Source organism: Clostridium merdae (genome assembly GCF_900176635.1).
In the GTDB taxonomy this organism is placed as follows: Bacteria; Bacillota; Clostridia; order Oscillospirales; family Acutalibacteraceae; genus Faecalispora; species Faecalispora merdae.
Genome location: NZ_FXLN01000002.1, coordinates 34,006 through 55,210, shown reverse-complemented (window position 1 = coordinate 55,210; position 21,205 = coordinate 34,006). Strand labels below are relative to the sequence as shown.

At 45.8% G+C, this 21,205-nt stretch carries 21 protein-coding genes; 8 read left to right on the top strand and 13 right to left on the bottom strand.

Annotated features, from left to right (window positions below):
- Positions 1–150 precede the first annotated feature (150 nt).
- Complete coding sequence (locus tag CAN90_RS00305; protein WP_085831844.1) at positions 151–720, top strand: RNA polymerase sigma factor; 570 nt, start codon at positions 151–153, stop codon at positions 718–720.
- Positions 717–2,075 carry an anti-sigma-I factor RsgI family protein gene (locus CAN90_RS00300; protein ID WP_085831843.1) on the top strand — a complete coding sequence of 453 codons (1,359 nt, stop codon included), beginning with the start codon at positions 717–719 and terminating at the stop codon, positions 2,073–2,075. Before CAN90_RS00305 ends, CAN90_RS00300 begins: the two co-directional genes overlap by 4 nt.
- Positions 2,076–2,135: 60 nt before the next feature.
- On the opposite strand, the gene CAN90_RS13420 is transcribed toward CAN90_RS00300, so the two are convergent.
- Positions 2,136–2,300: a type II toxin-antitoxin system antitoxin gene (locus CAN90_RS13420; protein ID WP_143750770.1), complete on the bottom strand. Its 165-nt coding sequence runs from the start codon at positions 2,298–2,300 to the stop codon at positions 2,136–2,138.
- 113 nt (positions 2,301–2,413) lie between these two features.
- Between CAN90_RS13420 and CAN90_RS13645 the strand changes: the two genes are divergently transcribed.
- Positions 2,414–2,584 carry a hypothetical protein gene (locus CAN90_RS13645; protein ID WP_187138271.1) on the top strand — a complete coding sequence of 57 codons (171 nt, stop codon included), beginning with the start codon at positions 2,414–2,416 and terminating at the stop codon, positions 2,582–2,584.
- Positions 2,585–2,751: 167 nt separating this feature from the next.
- On the opposite strand, the gene CAN90_RS00295 is transcribed toward CAN90_RS13645, so the two are convergent.
- The 6 genes from CAN90_RS00295 to CAN90_RS00270 all read right to left on the bottom strand — a co-directional run bounded on the left by CAN90_RS00295 (position 2,752) and on the right by CAN90_RS00270 (position 9,127).
- A complete protein-coding gene (locus CAN90_RS00295; protein WP_085831842.1) occupies positions 2,752–3,525 on the bottom strand; it encodes a hypothetical protein in 774 nt (257 codons plus the stop codon).
- A 295-nt stretch (positions 3,526–3,820) separates the two neighbouring features.
- Positions 3,821–4,306 (bottom strand): anaerobic ribonucleoside-triphosphate reductase activating protein, encoded by a 486-nt coding sequence (gene nrdG / locus CAN90_RS00290; RefSeq protein ID WP_085831841.1) that lies wholly within the window; start codon positions 4,304–4,306, stop codon positions 3,821–3,823.
- A gap of 19 nt (positions 4,307–4,325) precedes the next feature.
- A complete protein-coding gene (locus CAN90_RS00285) occupies positions 4,326–6,716 on the bottom strand; it encodes an anaerobic ribonucleoside triphosphate reductase (RefSeq protein ID WP_085831840.1) in 2,391 nt (796 codons plus the stop codon).
- A 65-nt stretch (positions 6,717–6,781) separates the two neighbouring features.
- On the bottom strand, positions 6,782–7,261 hold the full coding sequence (locus tag CAN90_RS00280) for a GNAT family N-acetyltransferase (protein WP_085831839.1): 480 nt from the start codon (positions 7,259–7,261) through the stop codon (positions 6,782–6,784).
- Positions 7,262–7,271: 10 nt separating this feature from the next.
- Positions 7,272–7,673 carry a winged helix-turn-helix transcriptional regulator gene (locus tag CAN90_RS00275; protein ID WP_085831838.1) on the bottom strand — a complete coding sequence of 134 codons (402 nt, stop codon included), beginning with the start codon at positions 7,671–7,673 and terminating at the stop codon, positions 7,272–7,274.
- Positions 7,674–7,852: 179 nt separating this feature from the next.
- Positions 7,853–9,127: a DUF1015 domain-containing protein gene (locus CAN90_RS00270; RefSeq protein WP_085831837.1), complete on the bottom strand. Its 1,275-nt coding sequence runs from the start codon at positions 9,125–9,127 to the stop codon at positions 7,853–7,855.
- A 299-nt stretch (positions 9,128–9,426) separates the two neighbouring features.
- On the opposite strand from CAN90_RS00270, the gene CAN90_RS00265 reads away from it, so the two are divergent.
- The 4 genes from CAN90_RS00265 to CAN90_RS00250 are packed head-to-tail and all read left to right on the top strand — an operon-like array spanning position 9,427 to position 14,260.
- Positions 9,427–10,386, top strand: a complete 960-nt coding sequence (locus CAN90_RS00265; protein WP_085831836.1) for an ABC transporter ATP-binding protein — start codon at positions 9,427–9,429, stop codon at positions 10,384–10,386.
- The gene (locus CAN90_RS00260) at positions 10,383–11,087 is read left to right on the top strand and encodes an ABC transporter permease (RefSeq protein WP_085831835.1); all 705 of its coding nucleotides are present in this window, start codon (positions 10,383–10,385) and stop codon (positions 11,085–11,087) included. Before CAN90_RS00265 ends, CAN90_RS00260 begins: the two co-directional genes overlap by 4 nt.
- A gap of 16 nt (positions 11,088–11,103) precedes the next feature.
- Positions 11,104–12,792, top strand: a complete 1,689-nt coding sequence (locus tag CAN90_RS00255; RefSeq protein WP_085831834.1) for a GldG family protein — start codon at positions 11,104–11,106, stop codon at positions 12,790–12,792.
- Between the two features lies 1 nt (position 12,793).
- Positions 12,794–14,260: a DUF4340 domain-containing protein gene (locus CAN90_RS00250; RefSeq protein WP_085831833.1), complete on the top strand. Its 1,467-nt coding sequence runs from the start codon at positions 12,794–12,796 to the stop codon at positions 14,258–14,260.
- 50 nt (positions 14,261–14,310) lie between these two features.
- Here the strand turns inward: CAN90_RS00250 and CAN90_RS00245 are convergent, their stop codons facing one another.
- From CAN90_RS00245 to CAN90_RS00235, 3 genes are all read right to left on the bottom strand, one after another.
- Positions 14,311–14,538 carry a hypothetical protein gene (locus CAN90_RS00245; RefSeq protein WP_085831832.1) on the bottom strand — a complete coding sequence of 76 codons (228 nt, stop codon included), beginning with the start codon at positions 14,536–14,538 and terminating at the stop codon, positions 14,311–14,313.
- Between the two features lie 253 nt (positions 14,539–14,791).
- Positions 14,792–15,454: a lysozyme inhibitor LprI family protein gene (locus tag CAN90_RS00240; protein ID WP_085832148.1), complete on the bottom strand. Its 663-nt coding sequence runs from the start codon at positions 15,452–15,454 to the stop codon at positions 14,792–14,794.
- Positions 15,455–15,580: 126 nt separating this feature from the next.
- Positions 15,581–16,423, bottom strand: coding sequence for a M14 family metallopeptidase (locus tag CAN90_RS00235; RefSeq protein WP_085831831.1), 843 nt, complete (start codon positions 16,421–16,423; stop codon positions 15,581–15,583).
- A gap of 194 nt (positions 16,424–16,617) precedes the next feature.
- On the opposite strand from CAN90_RS00235, the gene CAN90_RS00230 reads away from it, so the two are divergent.
- Positions 16,618–17,163 carry an NUDIX hydrolase gene (locus CAN90_RS00230; RefSeq protein WP_085831830.1) on the top strand — a complete coding sequence of 182 codons (546 nt, stop codon included), beginning with the start codon at positions 16,618–16,620 and terminating at the stop codon, positions 17,161–17,163.
- Positions 17,164–17,254: 91 nt separating this feature from the next.
- Here the strand turns inward: CAN90_RS00230 and CAN90_RS00225 are convergent, their stop codons facing one another.
- The 3 genes from CAN90_RS00225 to CAN90_RS00215 form a co-directional block, all read right to left on the bottom strand.
- A complete protein-coding gene (locus tag CAN90_RS00225; protein WP_085831829.1) occupies positions 17,255–18,394 on the bottom strand; it encodes an aldo/keto reductase in 1,140 nt (379 codons plus the stop codon).
- A gap of 192 nt (positions 18,395–18,586) precedes the next feature.
- The gene (locus CAN90_RS00220) at positions 18,587–20,179 is read right to left on the bottom strand and encodes an N-acyl-D-amino-acid deacylase family protein (RefSeq protein WP_085831828.1); all 1,593 of its coding nucleotides are present in this window, start codon (positions 20,177–20,179) and stop codon (positions 18,587–18,589) included.
- Positions 20,180–20,785: 606 nt separating this feature from the next.
- Positions 20,786–21,205, bottom strand: coding sequence for a YjdF family protein (locus CAN90_RS00215; RefSeq protein ID WP_085831827.1), 420 nt, complete (start codon positions 21,203–21,205; stop codon positions 20,786–20,788).

The following is a 21,205-nucleotide window of genomic DNA, read 5'->3' as shown; positions in this document are numbered from 1 at the left end:
TTTACCAGCCGGCAAAGAGACCTTTTTCAACGCCGTTCTGTCACAAAGAGCGGCGTTTTTTATGAAATGTAAAAATTTTTTCCTATTTTTTCTTGAACTGTGCAATAAAATGGCACGGAATTTCATTATTCTAACAGAGGGAGTTTTTATATGGTGACTGGAAACGGAAACGGGAACCATCAATCATATCAAGCCCCCACAGATGATTTGATGCGGCACGTAGCCGCGGGAGAGGATTGGGCGTTTGCCCAGCTTTACCTGAATACGCAGCATGCCGTGTATGCGCTGCTGCTTTCTCTGGTGAAAAACCCCGCAACCGCAGAGGATTTAATGCAGGATACTTACTTAAGCGTCCGCCAGTCTGTGGGTACTTACATCCCTCAGGGCAAGCCAATGGCATGGATTTTTACCATCGCTAAGAACCTTGCCTATCAGGAGCTGCGCCGCGCTAAGAAGCAGGAGCTTGAAAATTACGATGACCATGAAGATGCCTCGAGCGAAGACAACATATCGCAAGCCATCGACAACATTGTTTTACGAAGTGCCTTGACTATCTTAGAAGAGAGGGAACGCAAAATCGTGCTTTTGCATGTAGCCGCAGGGATGAAGTTTGTTGAAATCGCATCTTTAACGGAAACACCACTGGGTACGGTATTGTCTTCTTATCACCGTGCAATGCGCAAGCTCCAGAAATCCGTCCGAGAGGGGGCAGTTCAATGAAACGATCTGAGCTGAAACAATCGCTCAAATTCGCTGTTCTGCAATCCACACCGGACTTATTACCTACCCTTCTGCCAGGTTATTCGGCAGAAGGAATCCCTTCGCCGTCTCGTACAGCGGAGGAGGCCCTTTGCGGAATCAACCAAGTGGTTGTGCCAAGAAAAAGGCACCAATTTCAGATTGCAGGCGTCATGGCAGCCGTTTGCATTGTGTTTTTGAGTGTATTTTACCTGGCACAGCCGAAGGTGGATTCCATCGTCAGTATTGACGTGAACCCCAGTATAGAGCTAACTATTGATCAGAATGACCGAGTCATTAAATCGAAAGCCTCGAACGATGACGCGGCCGCAATCTTGAAGAATATGAATTTGCGGGATAAGGATCTACAGGAAGCAACCGGCTCTATAGTAAATGAACTGTTAGAGCACGGTTACCTGAGCAAAAACAGCAAAGACAATGCAATCCTTATTTCCGTTGCCAGCCGTAGTGGTGGGCAAACCCCAACACAGCTGCAGGATAAAATGGCGGACGGTATTGAAAACGTCCTGAAAGAGAATAACGCCAGCGCTACGGTGCTGCGTCAAACGGATACTTTGTCGGACGATCTTCAGAAATTCGCCAGCGCAAACAAGGTTTCGCTTGGCAAGGCGGATTTAGTCCGCAAGCTGACGGAACAGGATTCTTCGCTCGACGCAGCAGAGCTCTGCAAAATGTCGCTGAAGGATCTCAATAAGCTGATGGAAAACAAGAAGCTTGAAGTCAGCGGACTAGTGGTAGGTGAGGAAGGCGATTCTTCTTCCAGCCAGCCCGGCAAAGACCCCACAACCCCCGGTAACGACAGTTCCTCTACGGTAAGCGGTATAACGAGTGAACCGCAAACGGAAGAGCCTTTTGGTTCAGGTACAGAATCCAGAAAGCCCTCTTCCTCCAAACCTCACTCCAATACTTCTTCGAATAGCGGTGCTACCTCCGGCGGGCAAGGTGAAAGCTCCGTCTCCAGCGACGACCCCATTTACACTCCGCCTGATATTGACGACGACATGGAAGACCCCGACGGCGTGCCCTCTTACCCGTTCGATGAAGTTTCTTCTACCGTAGAAAGTAACCTACCCAGTTCGAAGCCTAGCCCGAGCTCAAGCCCGAGCCCGAGCAGTGAGAATTCGCAGGCACCTTCTTCCGGCAGTAACCAATCTTCTTCGTCCGCCGCAGAGCATAGCGCACCCCCTAGCTCTTCTGAAAAGCCGTCATCCAGTTATTCTTCTACCGCGTCCGGTGATTCCTCAAAGAAAACCGGTTCCTCTGATAAATCGGAAGTCTCTTCGCAAATCGCTTCCTCACGGGTTAAAAAGGTATAAGATTCCGGTACAGCGAAAACAAAAGAAAGCCCCACCTTATAAAAGGTGGGGCTTTCTTTTTTACTTTATTTCAATTGTTCCGTGCTCTTTTTCAAACTGCTCTACACAGTTACGAATTAAAATAAGGATTTGGCTGTTCGCAGAACGACCCTCGTAGTCTGCAACAACGTGAAGCTTATTTAGCAGTTCCTCGTCAATTCGAATTGATAAACTTTTTATGGCCATAAAATCACCCCAAAACAGATACATAGTATATTCATTTTATGGTTGATTTATGCTATAATGTCGTATATAGATATAAAATGTATCTAAAACATATCTATTGGAGGATAACTGCAATGCCCAATTACAAAGAGATGTATTTTAAAATGCTGCGTGCCTCAGATAAAGCCATTGCCACATTACTTCAAGCGCAGTTGGAATGTGAAGAATGCTATCTTTCTGCTAATGAACCAAGGCTTGTACTTTTAGCAGAGAAGAATGAACCGGAAAACCAACGTAATAAATGAATTTTTTATTTGCTAAGTTATAACAAAGTATTAAAAGCGGTTGCCACCGCAGAAGATTTCTTCTTTCTTTCATTCGCCCCGGCATGAGGGGCAAGCCCTGCTCCAGCAGAAAGCTTTTCTTTACAAAAAAGAGTGAAGGAATTTCACCTTCACTCCATCCAAATAAATTAAACTTTAGCTAACTCACTTTTCTTATATTCGTCGTACTCTTTTTCGGTCAAAACACGACCATCGCACGTATCAATTGTGGGGTACTTTTGCAATAGCATTTCGACCAGTGCATTTCCCGCCTCCGGCGAAACCTCTGCAAATGAATGTGCACCATTCTTTGAAAGCAATTGAATGCCTAGGTAATGTACCGGTCTGCGATTTTGCTGCTCACCAATATAAATTACCATGTCCGTTAAACACGCACTCACAAGGTCTTTACAGCGCATTACTGTTAAATTTATGTCCGCCAAATAAATAAAATCTCTTGTTAAAATTCCATCTTTAGCACCAGACATAACCGAATCGATCGCATCCTGCATTTTTAGAATATAGCTGTCTGACGCCATTGCTTGCTGCTCAAACTCACGGATTTCTGATTCTGTAAGCTTGCTATTACTTGCACTTTTCTTAATCCAGTCTTCGGCTCCCCTTTTCGCGCGTATAACAGTAATCACGATAGCGAGTGCTGAGATAAGAGCAAACACGGCAAAAACAATGCATATAAACATACCTACATCTGCCATTTCTGTATCGCCAATTTGTTTGTATGTATTGATTTGGTTAATTGACCACACTAGCCCTGCAAGGCATCCCGCAAGAACAATCCCAAAAAAGATGTAAACTCCGATACCTAGCTTTTTCGTTGATTTTGCAAACGCCTCAAAAACGGAGCGATTGGGATAATGCTTTTCGATGTAATCCTCATTCATGTTTTGAAAAATTTGACCCATTCTTTATCACTTTCCTTTACAAAAATATAACAGCTTCAATTATTAATATTTTTAATAAAAATATATTATATTAAAAATTGAAAATACATTTTACCATATATTTCCGATTATATCCAGTCCACAATGTAAGAAAAAGCTCAAATATATTCATTCTATATATGTAAAAGTAATGGATTATTTTACAACTATCAGTTAAATATAACAAGTTTTCAACACGGTGTTAACAATCTGTTGAAAGCTTGTCCGAAATTAAAATGGACAAAAAAATTCCCGCACAAAATGTGCGGGAATCCATTTATTCTACAATGATTGGCTGCTGTCCCCGCAGGTCAATAATCCGCTGATTTCGACTACCCCGGAAACGCAAGGTTAAATCGCGCCGCTCCTGCAAAAACATTCCGTCTATCAGCCAATCAGCTTGCTCTAGCAGTTCCTGCACGCCGGGCTGCTGCATCGCTTGCAGTTGCTCTAGTGTGTAACCGCTGTACACGGTAATGTCCAGCCGGGGTAGTTCTCTGCGAATCTGTTTTGCGAGTTCTACCAGCTCTTCTGCCTGACAGAATGGTTCTCCTCCGCTAAATGTAACACCCTTTAGCATTGGGTTCTCTTTTAGCTCCGCTAGAATTGCCGGAATATCTGCCGGTGCGCCACCCTGAAACGGATGTGTTTTGGGGTTATGGCAGCCGGGACAATGGTGAGGGCAGCCCTGTACGAAAATGACATAGCGGATGCCCGCTCCGTCCACAATCGATTCCGGCTCAATACCAGACAGCATCAGCATGGTTTGTCGCTCCTTGTGTTCAGTGTCCGCTGGTGCACCCGCAGCCGTGTTTCACACGGTCGTGCTCTTCGGCGCGCTTGGCATTGTTCCAGCGGTCTGTTGTACCAACCAAGTACCCGGTAATACGGCGAATACGCTCAAATTGAACGCCTTCCTCCTCATGGCGGTGGCACTTAGGGCACTCATTATCTATAATTCCGTTAAATCCGCAAACGGGGTCACGGTCTACCGGGTGGTTTACGGAACCATAGCCGATACCGGCATCTTTCATGCAGCGGATCACCGACTCAAATGCCTCTAGATTCTTGCAGGTGTCGCCGTCCATCTCAACATAGCTGATATGACCTGCATTGGTAAGGGCATGGTAGGGAGCCTCTAACTGAATCTTCTTGTAAGCGGAGATGGGGTAATACACCGGTACATGGAAGCTATTGGTGTAATAGGAACGGTCAGTAACCCCCGGCAGCTTACCGAAGCGCTTCTGGTCAATCTTTACAAAGCGGCCGGAAAGCCCCTCTGCAGGGGTAGCTAGCAGGCTCCAGTTGAGGCCGGTGCGCTCGGATTCATCATCCATGCGCTTTCTCATATGCTCAATGATGGCAAGACCCAGCTTTTGGGATTCTTCACTTTGCCCATGGTGCTTACCGGTTAAGGCCACCAAGGTCTCAGCAAGACCAATAAAGCCAATGGAGAGTGTGCCATGCTTGAGTACCTCTGCAATACTGTCGGTCACATCCAGCTTATCAGAGTCAATCCAAACACCTTGACCCATTAGGAAGGGATAGTTATATACCTTTTTCCCGCACTGAATTTTAAAACGATGCAGCAATTGGCGCATGACCAACTCAATGCGTTCATCCAGCAGAGCATAGAACTTCTTAAGATCGCCTTCCGCCAAAATACCAAGGCGGGGCAGATTAATGGAGGTAAAGCTCAGGTTACCACGGCCGTTTACCACCTGGCGCTCCGGGTCATACACATTACCAATGACGCGGGTACGGCAGCCCATGTAAGCAATCTCGGTTTCCGGCTGACCGGGCTTATAGTATTGCAGGTTATACGGAGCGTCAATAAAGCTAAAGTTGGGGAACAGGCGCTTCGCAGAAACGCGGCAAGAGAGCTGGAACAAATCGTAGTTGGGGTCGCCCTCGTTGTAATTCACGCCCTCTTTTACCTTGAAAATCTGAATGGGGAAGATGGCGGTTTCGCCCTCACCAAGTCCGCGCTCCGTTGCAAGCAGCATATTACGCATTGCCATGCGACCCTCGGGAGTGATGTCGGTTCCATAGTTAATGGAAGAGAACGGCACCTGTGCGCCCGCGCGGGAGTTCATAGTATTCAGATTATGTATCAGCGCCTCCATAGCCTGATAGGTCGCTTCATTCGTCTCACGGGTTGCAACCTCACGAGCATAATCATGCGCCGCCGCTGCGGAGACCCAGCTAATCTCTTGGTAACCGTGGATTCTCTGGTGCTCAGGCAGCCAGCTGCTGATAACCTCGCGGTACTGCTCCATATTGCCGAGGGTAACCGGCTCGGTAACGGATTGCTTAATTTCGCCTACTAAGAGTATCGCATCTTCCAAAGAGAGGTCTTCTTTAATGTGCAGGTATTGGGTAAGAGCCTTAAAGTAAGACTTACGGAACGTTTTGGCAACACCCTTTGCCATCGCGTAATCGAAGTTCGGCACGCTCTGGCCACCATGCATTTCGTTCTGGTTCGCCTGAATGGCAATACAAGCGAGTGCAGCATAGCTGCGAATGTCGTTCGGCTCACGCAAAAAGCCGTGACCGGTGGAAAAGCCGTCGTGGAACAGCTTAATCAAATCGATTTGACAGCAGGTTTCGGTTAGGGCATAGAAATCCATATCGTGAATATGAATATCGCCGCTACGGTGTGCCTCTGCGATTTCAGGAGGCAGCACATATGTGTTATAAAAGCATTTGGCGCCTTCCGAACCGTATTTGAGCATGGTGCCCATGGCGGTATCAGCGTCGATATTTGCGTTTTCACGCTTTAAATCCGCTTCCGCGGAGGGTTTAAAGGTCAGGTCCTCATAAATCTTCATCAGATTCTGGTCCATCTCGCGGATTTTGGTATGCTCCGCTCGGTACAGAATGTAGGCCTTTGCTGTTTTGGCATAACCCGCAGCAATCAGCTTTTCTTCTACTGTATCCTGAATCTGCTCGACAGTGGGAATTTCCCCGGCAGGCATGGAAGAAACCACGGAAAACGTTAGGCGATTCAGTGCTTCGTCACTAATTCTTTCATCTGCAATCTGTATATTGGCTTTAAAAATTGCATTGCGGATTTTATCCGGATCAAAGGGCACAGTTACACCATTGCGCTTGATAATGGAAGAAATCGTATCGGAATCAATCACCTTTTTCGTTTTATTTGTCACAGCCATTTTTCGTTCCCTCTCATCTTTCGGTTTTTGGAAATATCACTATATATAGAATCACGGTCTTAATTCTACACCGTATGATGTGTAATGTCAAGGGAATCTACCCCGGAAATTGTGGGTTGCAAATACTTTTTCATTCTAATATGCGGGCAGTGCTCTTCCAAATAAACCTCTCCATCCGCCTCATAGCCCATCGACTCATAAAAGCCGCGCGCCTGCGTTTGGGCAGACAACATGACCGCCTTTGCACCAAGAACCCGGGCTTGGTTTTCTAAATTTTCTACTACGATTCGGCCGAAGCCTTCCCCACGGTAAGGGCGCCCGACCGCAATCCTCCCGATGATGTATTCCTCCCCTTTCCCGGGAAAAACACGCCCGGTTGCAACGGGAGTATTCTCAATATACACCACAATATGGTGTGCGATGGGGTCTATTTCGTCGAATTCATTGCGGAATCCTTGTTCTTCTACAAAAACAGTATGGCGAATTGCTCGAGCGTCCTCCAGCTTGTCCAGGCTTTGCTCCATCACAAACCAATAGCTGTACATTTAATAATCCTCACTTAAAATTATTTTTCATCCATTTTGCCAATAGCTCAAGCCCCGGCAGGGCACCTGCCCCCAACGGTGTAATTTGGTACTCCACCCTTGGCGGTATTTCTTGAAATTGGCGGCGCTCCACTAGGCCATCGGCACACATTTCGCGCAGGCTCTGGCTCAGCATCATATCCGTTATACCAGTGATTTCTGCCTTAATCTCACGGTAGCGTATGCTCTCGCCGCTTTGCAACACCCATAAAACGCGGGGCTTCCACTTGCCGCCCAGCTTCTGGTGTAACAGCTCGAGGGAATCCTTTGCGTCACCCAGCTGCGGTTTTTCGGGAGTTGTATCTCCCTGTTGCAGCTCCGGTTCTTCCAACATGCGGGTTCTTTTTTTCTTCTTTTCTTTTTCCTTCTTCACGGAATCCCTTCTCCTTTGCGGCTCTCATTCATTACCGAGTGTAGCACAGATAACAGGTGAGTTCAAGAAAAATTGCTGCCAAACAGGGGCCGATAAAAACACAACACGAGAGCCGCGAAAACGAACTCGCGGCTCCTGCTCATAGGGTGCTTTGGTTGTTTTTTGTAGCCTAAGCTACTTTATTCTTCCAGCTGATTCATGACCAGCCCGGTAATTAATTTGGGGTAGAAATAGGTGGATTTTTGCGGCATTTTTTCTCCTGCGGCAGCAACATCGCGAATCTCCTCCACTCGGGTGGGATTGAGCAAAAACGCGCACTGTGCTTCACCGTTCTCCACCGAAGCCATTGCTTCCGGCAAGGAACGGGTGTAGGTTAAATTAATTTGCTGCGCCATGTTTTCTTTATCAATGCCGAGCATTTTTTCCAGAATTAGGCTATGCAATACAGTAACATCCAGCCCTTGGGAGGCGGCGCTTTTGTCTGGCAGAAGCTCAGCCATAACCGAAAGGTCACGAAGAACCAACAGGTGCCACTCCTTATCACCGGTATAAAAGGCGAATGCCTTTTTACCCTCGGCGTACTGCTCTGCCAAAACGGCTTCTATGGTGTCTTTTTGTTCCATCGCCGTTACATCAAACAGCTCTTTGCACTGCTCTAAAAGCTTTGCGGAGTCAAAGCCCTCCAGCCCGCGAACTAAGCGGTGAGTGGGGAATACGACCAAGCCGGGGTGCTGCATATCTACCAGCATCATCATCACATAATCCTGCGCAGGGTTTGCCGTTCCATTTTCACGGCACGCGTTGCGGTAGTTAAGCGCCGTTTCGTAACGGTGGTGGCCGTCGGCAATATAAAGCTTGCGGCCTTCGAACTCATCGCTGATGGCGCGAATCGCCACGGGATCATTTACCAGCCACAGGCGGTGGGTAACCAAACCGTCGCTGAACTCATAACGCGGTGTATCTTTGCAAAGAGCATCAATGCGGGAGAGCGTATCGTGCTTTTCATCCATGTACAGGCAATAAATCTGGCTGAAGTTGCAGTTTGTGGCATTCATCAGCTCAAAGCGATCCGCCTTTGCCTTGCTAAGCGTTTCTTCATGCGGCAGAACCACACCGGCTGAAAACTCCTCCAGCTTTACCAAAGAGATAAAGCCTTTCAGGCGGTGAGTTTCCCCATAAGCCTCGAATTCTTCCTCATAAATATAGAGGCCGGGCTGTGTATCGCGGTGCAAAATTTCTTCATTCAGCCATTGGGAAAGTGTTTCACCGGCTTGCTGATAGGGCATTTCGCCCCGCGGCAGCTCTAACCGGATGATATTGTGCGGGTTCTTCTCCAGAAAAGCGAGCCGCTCCTCTTCGCTGATAATGTCGTAGGGCGGGCAAGTAAGCTCTGAGATACTGCCAGCCTGTTCGGTGCAAAAGCGCAGCGCGCGGAATGCCTTTATTTCTGCCACTGTGACCACTCCCAATTTATCATTTTGACTTTCTGCCAGTTTTAAATCTTCAAAAGACCTATTGATATTCATATATCATTTTATTTTAGGGCTTTTTCATAGCTTCGTCAAGCGAATTAAATAATTGCACGAAACTCCACGAATTCTCTTTTTCATAAGAATGCCTAAAATTCTTAAAAATTTGTTTACATTTAACCTGTCCTGCATTGATATGATAGGTTTAATGGTCTTCCCATAAACACCGGTCAGCAAAGTGCTGCACCGCTTTTGGGGAATGGCTCGAAGGAGGGACGTTTGTAATGATAGAGGTAAAAGACCTCACAAAACGGTATGGCTCTAAAACGGTGCTGAATCGCGTCAGTTTTACCGTAGAGGAAGGCACTATTTTAGGATTTCTTGGGCCAAACGGCGCCGGTAAATCCACTACCATGAACATTATTACCGGTTACCTTTCTGCCAGTGATGGCGAAGTTACCGTAGACGGACAGAATATTCTGGATTACCCCAATGAGGTAAAGAAAAAAATTGGGTATCTGCCGGAGCTTCCCCCGCTGTATATGGATATGACCGTTAAGGAATACCTGAATTTTATGTTCGAGCTCAAAAAGGTATCGCTTCCCCGCGAGCAACATATTAAAGAAATTTGCTCCCTAGTCAAAATTGAGGATGTATACGGGCGTTTAATTGGAAATCTATCAAAAGGCTATCGCCAAAGAGTGGGAATTGCACAGGCTTTGTTGGGTAACCCGCCTGTACTAATACTGGATGAGCCCACCGTTGGCCTTGACCCCAAGCAGATTATTGAAATCCGTAATCTGATTAAAAAGCTGGGCGACAACCACACGGTTATTTTAAGCTCGCATATTTTACCGGAGGTACAGGCAGTATGCGAACGCATTCTGGTAATTAACCAAGGTAATATTGTGGCAGATGGCTCACCAGATACACTTTCGCACCAAATGACCGGCAACCATAAGCTGCTTGTGCGTTTGGAGGGCAAAGAAAACGACTTGGCGCAGGGTCTTCGCACCCTTACCAATGTAAAAGAGGTACAGCCGCTTGGTGAAAAAGAACCCGGTGTGTTCGAATTTACGGTTGAGGGAGAACCCGGGGCAGACCTGCGGCGCGATTTATTTGCATTGGCCGCCCGCAAGGGATGGCCCATTCTTTCACTGCGAACAAACGACCTGACTCTGGAAGAGGTCTTTTTACGCCTTACCGATGGTCAAATGGAAGAACAGGGGGAAGAAAGCGAATGAAAGCAATTTACAAACGGGAGCTGAAATCTTATTTCTCTTCTCCCATAGGCTATGTGTGTGTGGCTGTTCTGCTGGCCTTGTTTGGTTTTTACTATGCAATGGTGATGAATGCCCGCTCCACCTCTTACATTACTAGTGTTTACGGCACCATGTTTATTTGGTGCATGATGATTGTGCCCATACTGACCATGCGCTCTATAAGTGAAGACCGCCGCAACAAAACCGACCAAGCCCTGCTCACCGCCCCCGTGGGGGTAATGGGTATTGTTATGGGCAAGTTTTTGGCGTGCGTGAGCGTTTTTGGCATTGCACTGCTTGGCAGTTTGCTGCCCGCTGTGGTTATCTCCTTTGTGTCGAACCTGAATTGGGTTACGGTGCTTGGTACTGTCCTTGGCGCCTTGCTGTACGGTGCCGCCATGATTTCCATCGGCGTGTTTATATCGAGCCTTACGCAAAGCCAGATTATTTCTGCCATTGGCACATTTGCCGCTTCCATGTTCCTGCTGATTATCGACCAGCTCTCCGGCTCTATCTCGAATGCAGCGATTGCCAAGCTGATTGGCTGGGTTTCATTTAACAGCCGATACACCCCCTTCACCACAGGGGTACTCAATGTCTCCAGTATTGTGTTCTTTCTAAGCGTTGCAGCGGTATTTTTATTCTTTACCGCACGGCGATTGGAAAGCCGCCGCTGGAATTGAAGGGAGGATGACCCAAATGAGTGAAGAGAAAAAAACACCGCAAAGCACAGAATCAACTGAGCCAACTGTGTTAAAAGAAGAAGAAACCCACGCGGATGAACAAAGAATAGATACCACCACAGATACGGCCATAGAGGAAGCCGCCCTTGAGGAAAAAACGCCAACTTCCAGCAGCCTTGCAAAAGAGGATGCAGTCTCTCCCAAAAAGCGCCTTGGAGGCGTGCTGGCCTCTCAAAAGGTGCGCCGCCGTGGTATTTCTACGGTATTTACCGCTATTTTTCTTGCCGTAATTATTCTATTGAATGTTATTGTATCAATGCTCAGCACCCGGTACCCCTCTATAAATCTTGACCTTTCAGCACAAAAGACTAATACACTGACAGAGGATGCCGTCAAAGTCATTGATTCGATTAAGCTCCCCACCACCATTACGATATTAGGACCTGAAAATGATGTGCGCGATAACGTAATGTATTCTGGTTATGGTTTTAATTACAGCCAAGTTGCTATTTTGTCTGATAAAATAAAGGAGCGCAACTCCAACATCACAGTAAAATATGTAGACCTTGATAAGAACCCAACCTACGCCTCCGAACTTCAGGAAGCAAATTTGAGCGCAGGTTGTGTGGTGGTCAGTACCGAAAAACGCCACCGTGTACTACAAATAACGGATTTATTTAACACACAAACGGATTACACCACCGGGCAGGCGACCTCGTATTCTATGGTTGGCACGGCACTGGCCTCGGCGATTAGCCAAGTAAACAGTACAAAGTTGCCAGTGATTGCATTTGCAACAGGCCATGAAGAAATTTACGACAGCTCTGCACTGCAAAATGTACTAAAGAACGCAAACTTTGAAACAGTTAGCTTTAATATCTTAACGGATGCCATCCCTGCTAATGCGCAAATGGTGATGCTGGCTTCTCCTGCGACCGACTATACACCGCAGGAGTTGAAAAAGCTGGATGCGTTCCTAGAAAACGCTAAGCTTACCACAGACCGCTCCTTGCTGATTACTTTCTACCCCAGCCAGGAGGCGTTACCAAACCTTTCCGCATTCCTGAAGGAATGGGGAATTGAGGTACCGCGTGCAGTGGTAGTTGAGCGCGACCAAACTCATATTGCACAATCGAACGCGTCATTCATTCTCACACAAACAAATGTAGCTTCCACGGTAACGCTTAACCCGCAGGTCTCACAATATGAAAACGTAGTGATGCCGGAATCCAGCCCCATCAATCTTTTATTCACCTCTCGTGATGGTGTGACCACGCATTCTTTGGCAACCTCGTATAATACTTCGTATCTGGTCGACTCAAAATCTACGGAAGAAACAGTGAAAAATGCAAAGCAGCAAGCATATACCACGGTAGCACTCGCACAGAAAAACATGTCGTTAGACGGTACCGTCTACAAGCAAAACGTGATTGTTGCGGGCAGCTCACCCATGTTTGCAGAGGGAGTCATTAACGCCTCTGCCTATGGCAACGGCAAATACGTTGCCGACCTCATCCGTTACGCCACCGGCGAAACGGATTCTAACACCGGCTTGCTTGTTACACCGGTTCAAACAAATCAGGTAGACATTAACCTTTCACAGGCTGCCAGTATGATTATTGGCTTTGGGCTGTTTACAGTATTCATCCCCCTCTGCGTTTTAGCGGCGGGCTTCGTCGTTTTCCTAAAGAGGAGGCACCTATAATATGAAACCACTCCAAAGAAATCTTCTGTCGGCCGCCGGCCTACTCATTGTATTAGCCGGTGTATTCGCCGCTTTGAAAATGACTGAAAAGCAACCGGAGACCACTTCCTCTGTTGCGGATGATACCGCCATCAGTTTGCTCTCCAAGCAAATTGAAGACGTGAAATCGATGCAGGTAAAAAACAAAAACGGCGGCTTTGTCATTATTCCCAGTACCGTAGGCACCTCATCCGGTCTTTCTGACCAAACCACTTATGTGGTGCAGGGGCTGGAGGGACTCCCCTTATATAAAACAGCAGCTGAAAATGTAGTGAAAGATGGCTTTAGCCTAGTTGCCTCTAAGAATGTTGGCTCCGTCAGCAATTTAAATGAATATGGCTTAGATCACCCCACTGCGGAAGTTCAGGTTAATTTTCGGGATGGCACAAGCTTTGATTACCTTTTAGGCAATGAGGCCGCCGGTTCTGACGGTTACTATATGGCTGGCAAAAACTCCAGCAATGTTTATGTTGTCTCCGTAGACAGCGGTATTTTCAGCAGCGCAAAGGACTTTGTTAAGAAAGAGCTGTATTCCCTTACCAATGCCAGTAGTGGGCAAGAGACCCCTGCCATTGAAGCGATAACGCTTACCAATACCCATTTGGGCGAACAGCTTAGTATCAGCAATAAAAACAACTCGGTTACGGTTTCAGACGGAAAGCAAACCTTACCAATAGATGAAACGCAGTATTCTACGCTCGCCACCACCATTTCAACCGTTACCGCAGATGAAGTAACGGCGATTCGCCCCTCCGCAGAACTGAAAAAGCAGTATGGGCTGGATGCGCCGTCTACCACGCTTTCTTTTACCGCCGATAAGCACTCCCATACCTTAAAAGCAGGCAAAGTAGAAAACGGCTTGTGGTATGTGATGGCAGACGATATTGATGCTATCTACGCCATTCGGGAGGAAAGCGCCTCTGTATGGGCGAATGCGACGCTGTTTAGCCTGAGAAGCAAATTTGTACAGCTTCTCAACATTGCGGACGTTAGTGGAATGGATGTTTTGTCGGAAGACCAAGCTTTTGCCTTTGAAAAGACACGCACAAAAAACACTGCAAAATCTACCAAAGACAGTGAAGTGTTCGATTATACTGTTACCTGCAATGGAAAAGCCGTTACGTATGAGCCAAACTTTCAAAAGTATTATCAAAATATCATTGCTGTACAGCTATTGGAAGAAGCAAATGCAGACTCTGACGGTGTGGCGACAGCGATGAGTAAGTCGCCTGTATTAACAGTACGCTTCCGTTTTTACGACGCAGCAAAAAAACCGGTTACCGTACAATATTACACAGTTAACGACCGGCGTTATTTAGCAGTGGTAGACAACGTTCCCCAAGGCCTTGTTACCGCAACAAATATTAATGGCCTAGTAACAGACACTCTTACCGCATCTGCAAACGGTACCGTGCAGGCCGGACAATAATATAGGACGAATACAAAAGAAAGACCCCAATTGGGGTCTTTCTTTTGTATTTATTCCCTTTTTTCATGAAAGGCTTTTACAAAGAAGAAGATAGATAAGACCATACATACAATTGAAATACAAAAAAGTGCTACTCCACCATACACTAGGCTCTCCTCATTTGGTCTTATGGGGCTTAAATAAGCCGCCACCCAGAACAGTCGGTCACATATTTGGTGGGTACAAAAGCTGATTACCGCAAAGGCCAGAAACAGAAATGCTCTTATTTCATTTTTCATGCTATTTATCCTCTCTCTTTTTATCTCATCTAAGTTATATTTAACTAACATAAAAGTATCGAATTTTGTTTTCTCTTCTGACTTAACTCACCTAATTCCTTGTTTTTTAACAGTGTAACAGATTCTTTTCTTTTTATCTACGCCAATGCCGTAACATTTCCTTTATGAATTGTTCCTATCTTAGAATAAAATATAGAATTATAACAAAAATCAGCCTGTTGAAAAAACAACAGGCTGATTGAAGAAAAGCGAATTATTTACCAGTATATGCATAGGTGAATTTCGCATCCACTGCATACAGATTTTTGTAGATAGCTGCTGCGCGCTCTCTGTAATGTTCCATGGTTTCACCTGAAATAGTGAGCTGCGCGGTGGAACCAGAATTTTGTGCTTTTTCTGCAATCTTTTTCAAATCATCAGGAGTATTTTTAACCCACTTCTCCTGGCGATTCTGGTAGCTCTTCTTTTTGGATTCCGGTCCTTTTGCCAAAAGCTTTTTATAGCCGGAGTCAATTTCTGTCTGCCAGAGCTTGGTGTATTTTTCGTTCACCTTAATCATATCGGCACTGGAAGAAGCCTTTTCCATCTCTGCCAAATAGGCTTTGTCGATGGGGTTCTTTACAAACAGCTTATTAAACTCTTTGTTGCTCGTTACGATGTTCTTAAGGGAGGTTGCTTTATCATCCGGGCCGGAAGATGTAGCAGAGGATGCTCCCGAAGAAGTACCGGAGGCACTAGAAGACACTGCCGAAGACGAGCCCGAAGAGGCCTTTGAGGGAGCCTGCGATTGCGGAGCGGAAATAAGCGGCTCTGACGACAGAGAAGATGTATTCTCCGCACTCTTATTACACCCAAAAAACACCGAAAAAACCATTATGGAAGCGATCAGCAATGATGCTGTTTTCATTCTTTTCATCACCATGACATCCTTTCTAAAGTAAAATTCCCAACGCTTCATGTTTTGCTGGCTCATTTACTTTACCACAACATCCTTTGTCTTTCAATCACACAAACCTGAAAAAAATCTTACTAGAATCTTAAGCTAAAGGTGCAGTGCCAAAACAAGCATTGGCTCCAGCTGCTCGTAAATAGGCTCAAACTGTTCAATTGGAAGTGGATTCTGACCCATGCCTACCTCTACCGTAAATGCGGGTCGCCTCATGCAGTCAATAAACCAATCTTTAAAGCCACCGCCCACCGCCAGGCCTTCCGGCTTTTCTACCTGGTACCCTGCTGCATCCGCCAGCCTTTGTGCCATCTCAAGGGAACAAGGTGGGGTATGTTCACCAAAATCGTAGTAAATTACTTCCCCTTGGCTGTGAAAGGCAAGTGCCTGGCAAAAGCAGTGCCGCCTGCATAGCCGGGTCATTGCAGCCGTTTCGGGCTCGCTCTCAGGGCAAGTTCCGCCAAATCTGGTCGGGCCCGGCCCGGTAATGCCAGATTCAATCTCCAGTTCACGCAGCTCGCACCAGCCCGCATTAAAATTGTGGTTAATATCTACGCCGCGTGCATTGGCCTGCCACCGCTTTTCTGGGTTACAAAGCGAAATGGCAACTCCATCTGGATTCACACAGGGGATGATACAAACCCCTCGGTTGCCTAAAAGCGCCGTCACATCTTCACCGGCCAGTAACGTGTGGTCACGAACAGACTCACAAAGCCTATGAGCAAAGCGGAGTAATATCATTGTGGTAATCCATTCCATGCCATGAAATGCCCCCGCTAATAACACCCTTTCATCACAGTTACCCACCGAAAAAGAGTATATTTGGCGGCTGCATATACTGCACCCAATCGAACCAACCCTCGCGAACGGATAGTTTGCCAGCTCTTGCATCTGCTGTTTTAACATGCAATAATCCGGCGGCAATAGCTGCTGTTCCATTGTATAACCCCCTTTTTCTGGTAATCCCAGTATAAGCGACCTTCCTCCAAGAACTTTGTCGCAGGTAGGCTATGCGAATTTTCATTGTGCGTAAATTACCGATATACGCTTGGCTATTAAAAGAATTTCATGCTATAATTAATAAGATGAAAATTCGCATGAAACACCAATTGGGTTATGGAGGGTATTCATTCATGAAGCTTACGGAAGAAACCTTACAACAAGAGTACCGTTACCGTGGGAAAATTGTGAACTTACGTATTGATAACGCTTTACTGGAGAATGGCAAAACTGCTTTGCGTGAAGTAGTGGAGCACCCCGGCGGTGTTTGTGTGGGTGCACTTACCGAACAAAATGAGCTGCTATTTGTGCGGCAATTCCGCTACCCGTATCAAGAAGTCGTAACCGAGCTTCCCGCTGGCAAACTGGAACGTGGGGAAGACCCTTTGGAGGCCGGAAAACGAGAGCTATTGGAGGAAACGGGAGTTATTGGAAAGGATTACCATTTTTTAGGAGATTTATTCCCGTCACCGGGTTACTGCGATGAAATTATTCGTCTTTATTTTTGCCGGGTCGATTCCGTAGGGGAAAACCGACCGGATGAAGGTGAATTTTTAGAGGCAGAGCGCATTCCACTGGAACAGGCGGTGCAAATGGTGCTGGAAAATAAGCTGCCGGATGCTAAAACCCAGACTATCATACTAAAAATAGACGCATTGCTGCGTGCCGGTAAATTATAAAACAAAAAGAGTTTTCCACGAGGGTCTCAAAAATCGTGGAAAACTCTTTTCTTATGTTCATTTTTCTTTCAATTTATATGGGAATATGCTTTTATTCCTGCTCAAATACTTTGGCAACCTCTTTCAGCCAGTTTACAATTTCAATATGCTGCGGACAGCTCTTTTCACATTTTCTACACGCGATGCAATCGGAGGCTTTTCCAAAGCTTTTTATCATATTCGAATAATAAAGGCCGTTAATCGTCCAACGGTTGGGGTCTCCAGTACGAATCTTCTCGCGATTATCCATGTTATACATAGAGAAGTACTTTGGAATGGCAATGTTTTTGGGACACCCTTTTACACAATATTCGCAGGCGGTACAGGGAATTGCAATCGTTTCATTTATATACTCCACTGCCTCAAGTAATAGTGCGCGCTGACTTTCGCTAAGCGGCTCGAAATGCTGCATGTAACCGGTATTATCTTGCACCTGCTCCATGTTAGACATTCCGCTGAGCACCATCATTACACCGTCTAACCCGGCGGCAAAGCGTATTGCCCATGAGGGCAGTGACCATTCGGGCTGGTTCTCTTTTAAAAGCTTCTCTGCTTTTTCCGGCAGGGTTGCCAGCATACCGCCCTTAACCGGCTCCATAATAAGAACCTGCTTGCCGTGCTTTCTCGCAACCTCCCAGCAGCGGCGAGATTGTATGCTATGGCTCTCCCAATCTAAATAATTAATTTGAAGCTGTACAAACTCCGTTTCCGGGTGTGCTGTTAATATTTCATCCAGCAGCTCTGGTGTATCGTGAAAAGAAAATCCAATATGGCGAATTTTGCCTTCTTCTTTTTTCTGTTTTACGAACGCAAAGCTGTCGAAGCGTTTTACCGCTTCATAATTGGTTACATTTAAATTGTGGAGCAAATAATAATCGAAAAACTCCACTCCGCACTTCTCCAACTGCTCTTCAAAAATACGCTCTTGGTCGCCCTCGTTTTTTAGGAACATGGTTGGCAGCTTTGTGGTAAGAGTATACGAGCTTCGGTCATGCCGTTTTACAAGTGCCTCGCGAACTGCAATCTCACTCTGACCTGCATGGTACATATAAGCGGTATCAAAATACGTAAAGCCTTTCTCTAAAAAGGCATCTACCATCTGGCAGGTAGCTTCCATATTAATACTAGCGGGATCATTTTGATCGTTAAGAGGTAAGCGCATCATTCCAAAACCGAGTTTTTTAGCAGCCATTGTAACAACCCCCATTTTTACATCATTTTATAAAAGAAATAAAAAACTACTCTTTTATTTTATAAGCATCTTATTGTAGTATACAACATGAAGTATACGCAAAGTCAAGCTTTGTACTTGCTATTTTACAGCAATTTAAATCGAGAGAAAAGCGCCGCAAGTATTTTTAATGCGGCGCTACTGTTTTCTATTTTATAACGTGTGCAGAAGCAATTCACCAGTTCGGGACTTTGTTCTCACCCCATTCTGGATGGCAGGCACTCCATTTACCACTACATGAGAGATTCCCTCTGGCTTTTGTAAGGGGTTTAGGAAAGTGCAGCAGTCTTTGACTACCTCTTGCTCAAACACCGTAAGATCTGCCACTTTGCCCGGTGCAATGGTGCCGCGGTCGGTAATTCCGAGTATCGATACAGGCAGACCTGTCATTTTATATACCGCATCTTCTATGGGCATGAGTTTATGTTCCCGCACCGTTTGCAGAAAGCGCGGGAAGGTGCCATAGCTGCGGGGGTGTATACTTTCTTTCATTATATGAGGATCGTAGGGGTAATTTACGCCGTCACTATCTACTGCTATTTCCATATTCTTCATTATATGGAGCATATCCTCTGGACTCAAACAGAAATAATTGCAGTTCACCGCGCCTTGGCATTTTACCAAACAGCGGGTAACGGCCTCCTCTGGAGAACAATGCAACAGTAAAGCAAGCTCTGCTACGTTTTTGCCGCTCGCCTCCGGCATTCGGTCCATCGTAGATACGATTACCACCGCTTCGGCTCCTCCTCGATTCTCCATTTCCGCTCGAATATCATTCAATAGGCGTGGTTCCGGTTTAATAACACGCTGCAACAATTTTTGCATGCCACCGTCAAACGCCCATTTAGGGCATAGTGCCGTAAGGCTGGTTGAGGTAGCTGTATAGGGGTATTGGTCGCAGGTAATGGCAAGCCCCTCTGTACGGGCATCCTCCAGCTTACTTAGCAACTCTTCTGCCCGCCCCCATTGTGGCTTTCCCATCAGCTTTAAGTGAGAAAGCTGTAAATATACACCCGATTGCCGGGCAATCTCCAGCATTTCATCAACGGCCTCAAATACGCGGGGGCCCTCGCTGCGCATATGTACTGCTAAAATCCCCTGATGTTGCTTTACAACCTTTGCCAAGGTCACTAATTCCTTATTCCCTGCAAAGCTGCTTGGTGGGTAAATCAGCCCCAAAGATAGGCCAAACGCTCCATTTTGTAGCTCATGATGGAGTACCTGCTCCATTTTTTCCAACTCATCAGCACTGGGTTCACGAAGGCCAAACCCCATTACACTGCCGCGCAGGGTTCCATGGCCAATGAGCATTCCATAGTGGGAAGAGGGCGGTGTTTTTTTAACCTGCTTTGCTACATTAAGAATGGAGTCTTCTCCCAGCTCTAGGTTTCCCATAGGTATCCCTAGGGTTTTCTGGTAATATTGATTTACTTCTTCCCGGTATGTTGAATTATTTGGAACAGTAGATATTCCGCAGTTACCGGTTATTTCGAGCGTTACCCCTTGGTACAGCTTCGCCAGCGGCTCATAATCCTCAATGAGAGGGCAGGCGTCAGAGTGCGTGTGAATATCAATAAAGCCGGGAGCCACGATTTGGCCTTTTGCATCAAGCACCTGTTCTGCTTCTCCCTCGAACCGTTCACACACACGAACAATCATCCCATTTTTAATACAAACATCTGCCTTTTGGGGTTTGGCACGCGTACCATCTGCCAAAACCCCATTTTTGATTACAAGGTGATACAATAAAATCCACACTCCTTTCATAGAAAAAGCTGTTCTGAAACCCATTTTATACGCTATTGTATCGTAAATAAAATAGAAAAAGACCCCAACCGTTACAAAAATACTTGCAACACATTTCGGGTCTTTCCTACTATTAACCGGGGATCGGTCTTATTATTTCATCATAAACGAATTCATGATTTGTTTGTGTGTGGTTGCCGTCCATTCAAAAAAAGATATTGAAAGAGTGTGAAAATCTTTTGTTCTGAATGGGCGGCAGAAGCGTGGAAAAATTTTTTTAACAGAAGTCTTGCATATATTAATACCACAGTTAAAACGCCACGTCAATACATTATAACTAAATTCGTATGACGCATAATGAAAACCGCTTAAAACTTCAAAAAAATACGCAATTTGTATAAAAATAATCATATTTATTTGTAAGCGCTTGTTTATGTACTTTTTATGAATGAATTTTAGAGCGATTCAAATTTCATTTTCCATGAGAAATATTATTTCACTTAAAAGACCTCTCCTATTTTACACTCCCCAAAAGCTTATCTACAAAAGATGTTGACTATTCTTTTCGTATCATATCCTTGTCACCTCAAATAAAAAGCACAGGGGTCAATGACCCCTGTGCTTTTCTTTTCGGTTTTTTTGATGAAGCTCATAGCGGCGAATTTTTTCTTCCTCGCGTTGCTGTGCCGAAACCACCTTGTGTTCTTTTTTCATTTCTTCTTGCGCCTTTTTTATAGCCTGTTGTGCTTTTGTACCGGCACCGGTCTGGCTAACCTGCCGGTGAATGGCTCTTTGCAAGCGTTTTGGGTTTTTGATCTTAGTGAATGTTACATTCTCCTGAAAAGACGGCCGAAACAAAAGACGATGATAATTCTTAAGCAAAAAATCATACACTTCATACTCTTTTGGCTCTGCCCCAAATGTAATTTTACAAACCTCATACACACGACCACATTCACGTTCGTAAACCCCAACCCAAAAAGGGGACTCAAAAAACACGGTTAGTTTGGAACAAATGGACTCCAT

Coding starts and splice junctions, on each gene's coding strand:
- CAN90_RS00255 (WP_085831834.1), top strand. CDS start 11,104: ATGAGTGAAGAGAAAAAAACACCGCAAAGCACAGAATCAACTGAGCCA.
- CAN90_RS13420 (WP_143750770.1), bottom strand. CDS start 2,300: ATGGCCATAAAAAGTTTATCAATTCGAATTGACGAGGAACTGCTAAAT.
- CAN90_RS00300 (WP_085831843.1), top strand. CDS start 717: ATGAAACGATCTGAGCTGAAACAATCGCTCAAATTCGCTGTTCTGCAA.
- CAN90_RS00215 (WP_085831827.1), bottom strand. CDS start 21,205: ATGGAGTCCATTTGTTCCAAACTAACCGTGTTTTTTGAGTCCCCTTTT.
- CAN90_RS00240 (WP_085832148.1), bottom strand. CDS start 15,454: ATGAAAAGAATGAAAACAGCATCATTGCTGATCGCTTCCATAATGGTT.
- CAN90_RS00280 (WP_085831839.1), bottom strand. CDS start 7,261: ATGTACAGCTATTGGTTTGTGATGGAGCAAAGCCTGGACAAGCTGGAG.
- CAN90_RS00225 (WP_085831829.1), bottom strand. CDS start 18,394: ATGGCTGCTAAAAAACTCGGTTTTGGAATGATGCGCTTACCTCTTAAC.
- CAN90_RS00285 (WP_085831840.1), bottom strand. CDS start 6,716: ATGGCTGTGACAAATAAAACGAAAAAGGTGATTGATTCCGATACGATT.
- CAN90_RS00235 (WP_085831831.1), bottom strand. CDS start 16,423: ATGGAACAGCAGCTATTGCCGCCGGATTATTGCATGTTAAAACAGCAG.
- CAN90_RS00245 (WP_085831832.1), bottom strand. CDS start 14,538: ATGAAAAATGAAATAAGAGCATTTCTGTTTCTGGCCTTTGCGGTAATC.
- CAN90_RS00250 (WP_085831833.1), top strand. CDS start 12,794: ATGAAACCACTCCAAAGAAATCTTCTGTCGGCCGCCGGCCTACTCATT.
- nrdG (WP_085831841.1), bottom strand. CDS start 4,306: ATGCTGATGCTGTCTGGTATTGAGCCGGAATCGATTGTGGACGGAGCG.
- CAN90_RS13645 (WP_187138271.1), top strand. CDS start 2,414: ATGCCCAATTACAAAGAGATGTATTTTAAAATGCTGCGTGCCTCAGAT.
- CAN90_RS00230 (WP_085831830.1), top strand. CDS start 16,618: ATGAAGCTTACGGAAGAAACCTTACAACAAGAGTACCGTTACCGTGGG.
- CAN90_RS00265 (WP_085831836.1), top strand. CDS start 9,427: ATGATAGAGGTAAAAGACCTCACAAAACGGTATGGCTCTAAAACGGTG.
- CAN90_RS00260 (WP_085831835.1), top strand. CDS start 10,383: ATGAAAGCAATTTACAAACGGGAGCTGAAATCTTATTTCTCTTCTCCC.
- CAN90_RS00295 (WP_085831842.1), bottom strand. CDS start 3,525: ATGGGTCAAATTTTTCAAAACATGAATGAGGATTACATCGAAAAGCAT.
- CAN90_RS00305 (WP_085831844.1), top strand. CDS start 151: ATGGTGACTGGAAACGGAAACGGGAACCATCAATCATATCAAGCCCCC.